This is a genomic window from Rheinheimera sp., assembly GCF_036568245.1.
GTDB lineage: Bacteria > Pseudomonadota > Gammaproteobacteria > Enterobacterales > Alteromonadaceae > Alishewanella.
The window spans coordinates 1-9,970 of the sequence record NZ_DATCSY010000175.1; the positions used below are offsets into that span (position 1 = coordinate 1).

Annotated in this window: 10 protein-coding genes; 7 read left to right on the top strand and 3 right to left on the bottom strand. The window is 50.7% G+C overall.

Annotation, left to right across the window (positions count from 1 at the left end):
* Nucleotides 1-23 precede the first annotated feature (23 nt).
* The gene (locus VIN66_RS07810) at nucleotides 24-737 is read right to left on the bottom strand and encodes a ComF family protein (protein WP_331923453.1); all 714 of its coding nucleotides are present in this window, start codon (nucleotides 735-737) and stop codon (nucleotides 24-26) included.
* A gap of 44 nt (nucleotides 738-781) precedes the next feature.
* Between VIN66_RS07810 and bioH the strand changes: the two genes are divergently transcribed.
* The 3 genes from bioH (at nucleotide 782) to VIN66_RS07825 (ending at nucleotide 2,852) form a co-directional block, all read left to right on the top strand.
* Entirely contained in the window at nucleotides 782-1,531 is a 750-nt protein-coding gene (gene bioH / locus VIN66_RS07815; protein ID WP_331923454.1) for a pimeloyl-ACP methyl ester esterase BioH, read from the top strand.
* A 93-nt stretch (nucleotides 1,532-1,624) separates the two neighbouring features.
* Entirely contained in the window at nucleotides 1,625-1,930 is a 306-nt protein-coding gene (locus VIN66_RS07820) for an excinuclease ATPase subunit (protein WP_331923455.1), read from the top strand.
* A 4-nt stretch (nucleotides 1,931-1,934) separates the two neighbouring features.
* Complete coding sequence (locus VIN66_RS07825; RefSeq protein WP_331923456.1) at nucleotides 1,935-2,852, top strand: putative metalloprotease CJM1_0395 family protein; 918 nt, start codon at nucleotides 1,935-1,937, stop codon at nucleotides 2,850-2,852.
* 31 nt (nucleotides 2,853-2,883) lie between these two features.
* On the opposite strand, the gene VIN66_RS07830 is transcribed toward VIN66_RS07825, so the two are convergent.
* Nucleotides 2,884-5,193 carry a Tex family protein gene (locus VIN66_RS07830; RefSeq protein WP_331923457.1) on the bottom strand — a complete coding sequence of 770 codons (2,310 nt, stop codon included), beginning with the start codon at nucleotides 5,191-5,193 and terminating at the stop codon, nucleotides 2,884-2,886.
* Between the two features lie 125 nt (nucleotides 5,194-5,318).
* Nucleotides 5,319-5,789 carry a transcription elongation factor GreB gene (gene greB, locus VIN66_RS07835; RefSeq protein WP_331923458.1) on the bottom strand — a complete coding sequence of 157 codons (471 nt, stop codon included), beginning with the start codon at nucleotides 5,787-5,789 and terminating at the stop codon, nucleotides 5,319-5,321.
* Between the two features lie 257 nt (nucleotides 5,790-6,046).
* On the opposite strand from greB, the gene VIN66_RS07840 reads away from it, so the two are divergent.
* From VIN66_RS07840 to VIN66_RS07855, 4 genes are all read left to right on the top strand, one after another.
* A complete protein-coding gene (locus tag VIN66_RS07840) occupies nucleotides 6,047-6,250 on the top strand; it encodes a hypothetical protein (protein ID WP_134058624.1) in 204 nt (67 codons plus the stop codon).
* A 93-nt stretch (nucleotides 6,251-6,343) separates the two neighbouring features.
* A complete protein-coding gene (ompR, locus tag VIN66_RS07845; protein ID WP_134058621.1) occupies nucleotides 6,344-7,069 on the top strand; it encodes a two-component system response regulator OmpR in 726 nt (241 codons plus the stop codon).
* Complete coding sequence (gene envZ, locus VIN66_RS07850) at nucleotides 7,070-8,374, top strand: two-component system sensor histidine kinase EnvZ (protein WP_331923459.1); 1,305 nt, start codon at nucleotides 7,070-7,072, stop codon at nucleotides 8,372-8,374.
* 213 nt (nucleotides 8,375-8,587) lie between these two features.
* Nucleotides 8,588-9,970: S8 family serine peptidase (locus tag VIN66_RS07855; RefSeq protein ID WP_331923460.1), on the top strand; the 1,383-nt coding region annotated here is incomplete at its 3' end.

Genomic DNA, 9,970 nt, shown 5'->3' on the forward strand with positions numbered 1-9,970 from the left:
ACCGCATTTTGCAGTGCGGCTGATTAATCAGCCAGAGTGACGGCTATCGTCCACAAGCTGATATGCCGTGCGCCGGCGCGGCGCAATAGCTGGCAAAGGGCATCTGCGGTGGCACCTGTGGTGATAACATCATCAACCAGCGCAATACTGGCGGGTACTGTAGCAGTGTCCGCCAGTGTAAAAGCCGAGTGCAGATTCTTCAGCCGTTGTTTGCGGTTTAAGCCAACCTGAGCTTTATTTGGTTGCTGTCGCTGTAACAGCGGCAGCAGCGGAATTTGCAGCAACTGCGCAGCGTGTTCGGCTAATAGCTGCGCCGGATTAAAGCCACGCTTGCGTTGTTTGGCCGGGTGCATTGGCACAAATGTAATCGCATCGGGCAGTTTTGCATGTTGCAATCGATATTGCTGCAGCAGTGCCGAAAACTGCTGCAGCAGCAGATCGCCAGCGGCATAATCCTGGGCAAATTTCCAGCGCTGTAACCAGTGTCGGTAAGGTTGCTGGTAATAACTGACGCTGAGTAAAGCATCAAATCTGGTGCTTGCCAGGCCGCGGGCAACCTGAGGCAACCAAAGCAAATTGTAATGGCATGCCTGATAAGGCAAGAGCGGCAAAGCTTGCTGACAACTTTGGCAAAGCTGGCGTTGAAAATGCTGTACCGGTAAACTGCACCACTGACAAGGCGTAGGCAGTAGCAAGTGCCAGAGTTTCGCGAACTGGTAGACGATTTTCCGCAGCATCTTGCCTCCTTTTTGTTTACAATTTTATAACTATGGCAGCTGATATGATGTCTGACAAACCGACGCTGGTTTTATTGCATGGCTGGGGCATGAATCAGGGCGTTTGGCGCTCTGTTGTCAGCCAGTTCGAGCATAAAGTGCAGTTGCTGACGCCGGATTTACCGGGTTTTGGTTTGCATCAGCAGTACCCCGCGCCTTATCAGCTGGATGCTATTGTTGAATTGCTGGCAGTACAGATACCCGACAACAGCTATCTGTGTGGCTGGTCACTAGGTGGTTTACTGGCTACGGCTATCGCAAAGCGCTTTCCACACAAAGTGCGGCAGCTTGGGCTGGTTGCTGCCTCGCCTTGCTTTGTTGCCTGTGCACAGTGGCCGGGTATGGCGGAGCAAGTACTGCAGCAGTTTGCGCAGGCACTAAGTAACAACCTGACTCAAACAATTGAACGTTTTCTGGCCATTCAGGCCATGGGCAGCAGCAGTGCCCGTGAAGATATTAAAATGCTCAGGCAGGCAATCATGGCTTATCCTGCCGCGCAGCCTGAAGCGGTCGTGGGAGCTTTGCAGTTATTGAAGCTGGATCTGCGGGCCGAGTTCTCTGCGTTGACACAGCCGGTATCTGGTATTTTCGGCCGGCTGGATGCATTGGTGCCGGCTGATGTTGTTAAGCCGTTGCAGCTACTTAACCGCAATGCGCAGCTCACCGTGGTTGAACATGCGTCTCACGCACCTTTTATCTCCCACCCTGGTGCGTTTAACCTCTGGCTAAGTGATTGGGTGGGCGTCAAATTGTAACCAGCGCAGCAGACAGCACGTAGCGGCGCTTTCTTTTTTCGGTGTTTTGGTTAATAATTAGCCAGTATTTGCTAATGTCACCGGAGTTGTATCATGGACATTCAATCAGCATTTTATTCTGGGTTACAGGGCTACTCGCGCGCCAGTGCCGGCGTCACAGAAGCGACGGTGAATATTAACCGCCAGACACAACTTAATCGCCAGAACGAGACAGAGCAGGCAGAGGCTCAGACTGAAACAGCTGGCTCCTCCCAGCGTCTGCAGGCGCCGGAACCACCGGTATCACTGACAGACAGCCTGGTACAGCTTGGGCAGGAAGAGCGGTTGGCGCAGGCAAATGTAAAAAGTATCCAAACTGCCGATGAAGTACTGGGTACTGTGATCGATATCAGAGTCTGAAATCATGTTGGTTTCAAATTACCCCAATGTCAGCATTAACACCGCCAATCCGCCAACCGAGATGGCGCGGCGTGATGCTGTGCGTCGGGATTTATTTGAGCCGGTAAAAGAAACGGAAAAATCAGGCGCAGAAAAACCGCTTGTTTCTGATGAGAAAGCACGTACAGCGGGCAGTTCATCAACGGTAAACCTGTATGATGCCCGGGGCAAGGAAACCGAAACCCAGCAAGCGATTGAAGGACAGGGTGAGCGCGAGTCGGGGCAGGAAGGTGAAGCGGGTAACGGCGAACAACCTTCGCAGCAGAATGCCGAGCAGCAGACTACGGCGCAGCAAAAACAGGCAGAACAACAGGAACAAAAACAGATCCAGGAATTGAAAAGCCGGGATCAGGAAGTAAGGCAACACGAACAAGCACATGCAGCAGCAGGTGGCAGGTATGCCGGCTCGCCAAGTTACTCCTATGAGCAGGGCCCCGATGGTAAGCAATATGCTGTTGGCGGTGAAGTGCCGATAGATGTTTCGCCGGTGGCGGGTGATCCGCAGGCAACAGTGCAAAAGATGCAGCAAGTGAGGGCCGCCGCGCTGGCACCGGCAGAACCTTCAGCAGCTGATCGTCGTATAGCGGCCGAAGCCGCTCAGACACAAATACAGGCGCAAGCCGAGCTGGTTCAGCAAAACTCTGCTGTTTCGCAAAATAAAAATACTGAACCGGCAGAGCAAGCCGGTAGTTTTGCAGAGCAAGTGACACAAACAGAAATCAGCTACAGTGTGTCAGATAATGAGGGCAGTAGTGCTACCGTATACCCACAACGAGATACACTTGCCAGCTCCGCGCAGATGCAACTGCGGCGTAACGTAATCGCCGGGTTTTATCAACGTTCGACAGAACCTTTGCAACGTCAGTCAATACAGCAGGCATAACACCGCGAACACAGGCGTTATGCCAATTGCACTACTTTTTCAGTTTGGCGAACGCTTCGGCGAACGCATTCCCCATAGCCGCGTTGCTGTCAGCAGGCTTTGCCTGGCGTGGCGGTGCAGAGCCGCGGTTGTTTTGTGGCCGCGGTGCTGCTTTCTCTGCCGATTTCGGCTGTGGTTGCTCATCCATTCGCATTGTCAATGCAATACGTTTGCGCGCTACCTCCACATCTAGTACTTTCACCTTCACGACATCACCGGCCTTAACTACCTGATGCGGGTCACTGACAAACTTGTCGGTCAGCGAAGAGATATGTACCAAACCATCCTGATGCACACCGATATCAACGAAAGCACCAAAATTGGTTACATTGGTTACCACGCCTTCAAGCAGCATACCAGGCTTTAGATCCTGCATCGTTTCTACACCATCTTTAAAACTGGCTGTTTTAAACTCTGGGCGCGGGTCGCGGCCGGGTTTATCCAGTTCTTTTAAAATATCGCTGATGGTGGGTATACCAAAGTGCTCGTCGGCAAATGTTTTGGCATCGACGCTTTTTAAAAAGCTGCTGTTACCGATGATCTGATCAACCGATTTCTGATGCGCCGCCAGAATTTTTTCTACTAAAGGATAGGCTTCCGGGTGCACGGCTGACGCATCCAACGGGTTGTTACCGTTACTAATCCGCAGGAAACCGGCTGCTTGTTCAAAGGCTTTCGGGCCAAGCCGTGGCACTTTTAACAGCTCTTTGCGCTCGTTAAAGCGGCCGTTAGAGTCACGGTAAAACACAATATTCTGCGCCAGTGTTTTATTAAGCCCGGCAACCCGAGCCAGCAGAGGCACCGAAGCAGTGTTTAAGTCTACACCAACCGCATTCACGCAGTCTTCGACTACGCCATCGAGTGATTTGGTCAGCAGGCTTTGGTTTACGTCGTGTTGGTACTGGCCAACGCCTATGGCTTTGGGCTCAATTTTCACCAACTCTGCCAGCGGGTCCTGCAGACGACGGCCAATCGATACTGCACCGCGCAGTGACACATCCAGATCAGGGAACTCCTGAGCGGCGAGTTCAGACGCTGAGTAAACTGAAGCTCCGGCTTCAGACACCATAATTTTCTGAATGGCTTGCTCGGGTAATGCTTTGATGACATCGCCAGCCAGCTTGTCGGTTTCGCGAGAGGCTGTGCCATTGCCGATAGCAATTAATTCAACTTTATGTTGCTGACACAACGCGGCCAGCGTGCGCACTGACTTATCCCACATATTTTGCGGCGCATGTGGAAATATCGTGGTTTGTGCCAGTAACTTACCGGTTTCGTCGATGGCAGTTACTTTCACACCGGTGCGCAGGCCCGGGTCGAGCGCCAGCGTGGTGCGCATGCCGGCAGGGGCGGCCATCAGTAAGTCTTTTAAATTACGGGCGAACACTTTAATGGCTTCTTCTTCGGCTTTTTCGCGCAGCTCGCCAAGTAAATCGTTTTCCAGACTCAGGTGCAGCTTTACTTTCCAGGTCCATTGCACCGCGGCACGTAAAAAGGCGTCGGCGGCACGGCCTTCATCTTTGATATTAAAATGCTGTGCGACCATTTGCTCACACAGGCTGTGTGCGGTTTCTTCGTTTGCGTCCGGCACCAGTTGCAATTGCAGTACACCTTCGTTGCGCCCACGCAACATTGCCAGTGCACGGTGTGACGGCGTTGATTTCCAGCTTTCGGTATGGCTGAAATAATCGCGGAATTTGGCGCCTTCCTGCTCTTTGCCTGCAACAACGCTACTTTTTACGACCGCATGTTGCGCCAGATGCTGACGCAACCGTGCCAGCAGGTTAGCATCTTCAGCGAAGCGCTCCATTAATATGTACTTGGCGCCATCGAGCACCGCTTTTTCATCGGCAAAGCCGGCGTCGGCGTTAAGGTAGGCAACTGCCTCAGTTTGCGGGTTCAGAGTTGGGTTTTGCAGCAGCGCATTGGCCAGCGGCTCAATACCGGCTTCAATCGCAATTTGCCCTTTGGTGCGACGTTTGGCTTTATACGGCAGGTATAAATCTTCTAAACGGGTTTTGTTGTCGGCCGCCAGTATGTCCTGGTGCAGCTCAGGGGTTAACTTACCTTGCTCGTCGATGGTTTTTAAAATCACCTGACGACGTTCTTCCAGCTCGCGCAGATAGGTTAAACGCTGCTCCAGGTGACGCAGCTGGGTGTCGTCCAGGCCACCGGTCACTTCTTTACGGTAACGGGCAATAAAAGGCACCGTTGCGCCTTCTTCCAGCAGGGTTATAGTGGCAGCAACCTGCTCGGGACGGGCGGCAATTTCTGCCGCGATCTGCTTAACAATAATAGACATAAACAAAACATTCCTGATTTTACGCACCCTGAGGGGTGAAAGACGTCAGATGAAAGACCACAAGATGTGACGATTGTCCCCTTTGTCAGGCAAAAAATCCAATCTTACCTGCGGTACGATAGTGTTCAGGTGTAGCGGATGGCATTAATAAACCACAGCTTGTCGCCTGTCGGGGTGCTCACTAAGGCATCGCCATCCACCGCTTTTTTCAACAGCGCCCGTGCCATAGGTGAGTCGATGGAGATGTAATCTTTACGGCTATATATTTCATCCGGGCCGACAATTCTGAAGCTCAGCACGTCGCCGTCGTCATTTTCAATTTCAACCCAGGCGCCAAAGAATACCCTGCCGTCTTGCTGGGGGGAGTAATCAACGATTTTCAGTACTTCCAATCTTTTACGTAAAAAGCGGATCCTGCGGTCTGTCTCCCGTAATAGCTTTTTGTTGTACTGATAATCCGCATTCTCGCTGCGGTCACCCAAACTGGCAGCCCAAGCCACTTTAGCTGTTACATCAGGGCGTTTTTCCCGCCACAGGTAATTAAGCTCCTGCTGCAGGGCTTCAAAACCTTCGCGGGTAATCAGATCTGTGCGCATACTCACTAGCAATTTTCGGTTGGAAATAGCGGCAAATAGTAGCAGTTTTTAGCAGATACTGACTATCAGGCTGCCATAAATTTGACGCAACTAAAAATATTGCTGTGAAGAAAACTAATAATATTATTAAAAAACAATTGGATGGAATTATTTTGGAAATATTTCATCACTGTCATTTAGATGTCACAAAAATATGCTAGCCAGAGAAAACTCGCTTGGCTATAGTTGATTCACGACGTAGCAAGAGGTAACAGCGCATGAAAACAATATTATTAAGCGTTCTAACGGTAACAGTGATGGCGTTAGCCGGTTGTTCAGTGGCACCTTCGAAATATACTTATGTAGTGGACCCGGATCTGTCAGAGCAAGCTGACAACCTGACCCGTACCAGCGCCCACACCGGCCATGTGGTCTGGGTTAACCCGCCAATGAAACGTATTGCTAAAGACGAGCAAAAATAGCCGGACAAACTTTGTAACATAAAGAACTGCCAAGGTTTTTCGCCCTGGCAGTTTTTTCGTTTATAGTGAAGCAAATATTGTGGAGACTTCACTATGGCCAGTTCTGAAACCCCAAAAATTCTGGTTGTTGACGATGATATGCGTCTGCGTGCCTTGCTGGAGCGCTATCTGGTTGAGCAGGGCTATATAGTACGCAGCGTGGCAAATTATGAGCAGATGCAACGTCTGATGGAACGGGAAAACTTCCATCTCGTAGTGCTGGACTTGATGCTGCCGGGTGAGGATGGCTTGTCTATTTGCCGTCGCCTGCGTCAGCAGGAAAACGAAATTCCTATTATTATGCTGACCGCCAAAGGTGATGAGGTGGATCGTATTATCGGCCTGGAAATGGGCGCTGATGATTATCTGCCCAAGCCTTTTAATCCGCGAGAGCTGCTGGCGCGAATTCGCGCGGTGATGCGTCGCAAGAGTAAAGAGCTGCCCGGTGCACCGAGCCAGGCCGAAGGTGTGGTTGAGTTTGGCCCTTTTAAATTCAATCTGGCTACCCGCGAGATGCGCAAAGGCGATGAGCTGTTGCCTTTAACCAGTGGGGAATATGCAGTGCTAAAAGTGCTGGTTAGCCACCCGAGGGAGCCATTATCGCGCGATAAACTGATGAATCAGGCGCGCGGCAGGGATTATTCTGCGATGGAGCGCAGCATAGATGTGCAGGTGTCGCGTTTGCGTCGTATGCTGGAGGATGATGCTGCCAACCCACGTTATATCCAGACAGTTTGGGGATTGGGGTATGTGTTTGTACCGGATGGCAGCGTGAATTAAATGCGTTTACTTCCGCGCAGTGCTTTTGGTCAGACGGTTTTTCTGATTGGCTTACTATTGCTGATAAATCAGTTAGTATCCTATTTGTCGGTCGCATTTTATGTGATTAAACCGACAACCCAGCAGATAAACCACCTGATCGCAAAACAGATTAAAGTGGTGTTCATTGATGTTGGTCACACTCAGTCTGTGTTGTCGACTGAGCTGACAAGCCGGTTTCAGCAGGCAACTGGCATCGAAGTGTATACCGAACAACAAGCATTGCATCAGGGCCTTGAACAGGCCATTTACTACGGTTACTTTTCTGATTTGATGTCACGCGAGCTTGGCGGGCCGGCTGAAGTCAGGGTGGCGCAGGGCGATACTTATGCATTTTGGGTCCGGCCACCACAAGCGCCGCATTACTGGGTAAAAGTACCGCTTACCGGTCTGGATGAAACCGACTTCTCGCCATTGACGTTTTATCTGTTGATGATAGGGGTGCTTAGTGTTGGTGGTGGCTGGCTGTTTGCCCGGCAGCTTAACCGGCCACTGAAAAGCTTACAGCAAGCAGCACTGCAGGTTGGCAGGGGCGAGTTCCCGCCGCCATTGGCCGAGCATAAAGGCTCCACTGAAGTTATTGCCGTGACCAAAGCATTTAACTACATGGCCCGGGGGATCCGGCAGCTGGAGCAGGATAGGGCATTGCTGATGGCTGGTGTGTCCCATGACCTGCGTACACCGCTGACACGGATCCGTCTGGCATCAGAGATGATGCAGGAACCGGACAACTGGATCCGTGAAGGCATTATTAATGATATTGATGATATGAATGCCATCATCGACCAGTTTATTGATTATCTGCGCCATCATAAAGAAGAGCCGGGCCAGAAAGAAAATCTCAATACGTTGGTGCGTGAGTTGGTTCAGGCAGAACATCTGCAACAGCGGCGCATTATTACCGAGCTGGCAGACGATTTGCCAGATGTCATGTTAAGGCGTATTGCCATTAAGCGCTTACTGAATAATCTGCTGGAAAATGCACTGCGTTACAGTGACGGCGACATTGAAATATCGACCGGTTTTGAGCGTAACCGCAAGCGGGTTTATCTGCAAATCCGCGACCATGGTCCGGGTATTCCTGAAGATCAGATGAAAGCCATGTTTGAACCCTTTACGCAGGGCGATATTGCCCGTGGTAGTGGTGGTTCAGGTCTGGGCCTTGCGATCATTAAGAAAATAGTCGATATGCATCATGGTGATATCACGTTGCATAACCATGCCTATGGCGGGTTGGTTGTCACGGTATATATGCCTCTGCGTTAACGTTGAAGCAAAAGCATTTTATTTGATCTGCGCTTTCTATTACACCTCTTAAATACCTCGGTGATGTAACTTTACATTTTTATTGCTGATCCATATAAAAACTTTACGTTAGGGCGTTACATTTATTTACAGGTGTGATAATACAGTAATTGCGCTAGCAAAAATAATAAAGAGAGTAAAACGCTCTTAAGTTGAAGTATGGAGTAGAACGTTTTGAAACAGATTAAAAAATCACTGGTCGCTATGGCGGTTACTATGGCTGTTGCCGGTACTGCATCGGCGGCAACTATAGATCAGTTCCGTATGGGTGCAAAAACTACCGTATATGGTGGTGAGCGTAAGGCTACGTTACAACAGGCTGATAAAGAGTTAAAACAACCTTCAGCCTATCTGGTTCAGCTGAATGCGCAGCCAACCAGTTTTGCATTATCCGGCACTCAATATGACAGGCAGCGCGCACAGCAGCTGTCGCAGAATGTCGCTGCGGTGCAACAGCAGGTGGCATCGCAGTTACAGCAACTGGATAAAGACGCTGAGGTACTGACTACAACCAAATATCTGGCCGCATCTATTGTAGTTAAAGCCAGTGACGAAGCACTGGCGAGCCTGAGAAAGAACCCGGCGGTAAAACAGATTTTACCGGTGTATGACAGCAAGCCTTTAGTTGCTGCCAGTCAGGAATATATAAAAGCGACCCCGGTTGTGCAGTCAGGTGTCGCGACGGGAGCCGGCATTAAAGTCGCGATTCTGGATACCGGTATCGATTATACCCATGCCGCACTGGGCGGAGCTGGTACAGAAGAGGCTTATGCAGAAGCTTTTGCTAACCAATCTGGCGCAGTCAGTTGGCCGCAGGGCAGCGTGGTTGGTGGCTATGATTTTGTTGCTGACGACCCAAACCCAATAGATGATGTGGCACAGGGGCACGGTACTTCAGTAGCTAACTCGGTTAATGGTATTGCACCGGATGTATCATTTTATGGTTACCGGGTATGTGCACCTGCGCCGGTAAACTGTACTGGTGTGGCGCAAATTAATGCACTGGAAGCCGCGATGGATCCAAACGGTGACGGTGACCTGTCTGACCGCGTTGATGTCATTAACATGTCTCTGGGCGGTGATTTCGGCTCAACTGATACCAGTGGCGGCACTCAGCTGCTGATCCAGCGCGCGGTAGAGCTGGGCGTTAATATGGTGATTTCTGCCGGTAATGATGGGCCGAATCCGTTTATTGTCGGTGGCCCAAGTACGACGCCAAATGCCCTGTCGGTAGGCGCCATGACTCACCCGACTGCAGAAACTGCCCATATTACTGACAATACACTGGCGGGAGAGGCGGTAGAAATGATCGCCGCCGGTTTTAACCCGGTAACAGTATTCAGCTTTGCCAGCACAGAGCACGAGCTGGTATACATTGCAGATAATGGTCTGGCATGTGATGCTTTCGCGGATGATATTGATCTGACCGGTAAAACCGTTCTGGTTGACCGCGGTGCTTGTAACTTTACGCAGAAAGTCCTCAATGCTCAGGCAAAAGGTGCGGTGTTCGTTATCATTGCAAATAATGCCGCCAATGCCGGTCCGGTAAGTGCCGGG

Coding starts and splice junctions, on each gene's coding strand:
- VIN66_RS07810 (WP_331923453.1), bottom strand. CDS start 737: ATGCTGCGGAAAATCGTCTACCAGTTCGCGAAACTCTGGCACTTGCTA.
- bioH (WP_331923454.1), top strand. CDS start 782: ATGATGTCTGACAAACCGACGCTGGTTTTATTGCATGGCTGGGGCATG.
- VIN66_RS07830 (WP_331923457.1), bottom strand. CDS start 5,193: ATGTCTATTATTGTTAAGCAGATCGCGGCAGAAATTGCCGCCCGTCCC.
- VIN66_RS07840 (WP_134058624.1), top strand. CDS start 6,047: ATGAAAACAATATTATTAAGCGTTCTAACGGTAACAGTGATGGCGTTA.
- envZ (WP_331923459.1), top strand. CDS start 7,070: ATGCGTTTACTTCCGCGCAGTGCTTTTGGTCAGACGGTTTTTCTGATT.
- VIN66_RS07820 (WP_331923455.1), top strand. CDS start 1,625: ATGGACATTCAATCAGCATTTTATTCTGGGTTACAGGGCTACTCGCGC.
- greB (WP_331923458.1), bottom strand. CDS start 5,789: ATGCGCACAGATCTGATTACCCGCGAAGGTTTTGAAGCCCTGCAGCAG.
- ompR (WP_134058621.1), top strand. CDS start 6,344: ATGGCCAGTTCTGAAACCCCAAAAATTCTGGTTGTTGACGATGATATG.
- VIN66_RS07825 (WP_331923456.1), top strand. CDS start 1,935: ATGTTGGTTTCAAATTACCCCAATGTCAGCATTAACACCGCCAATCCG.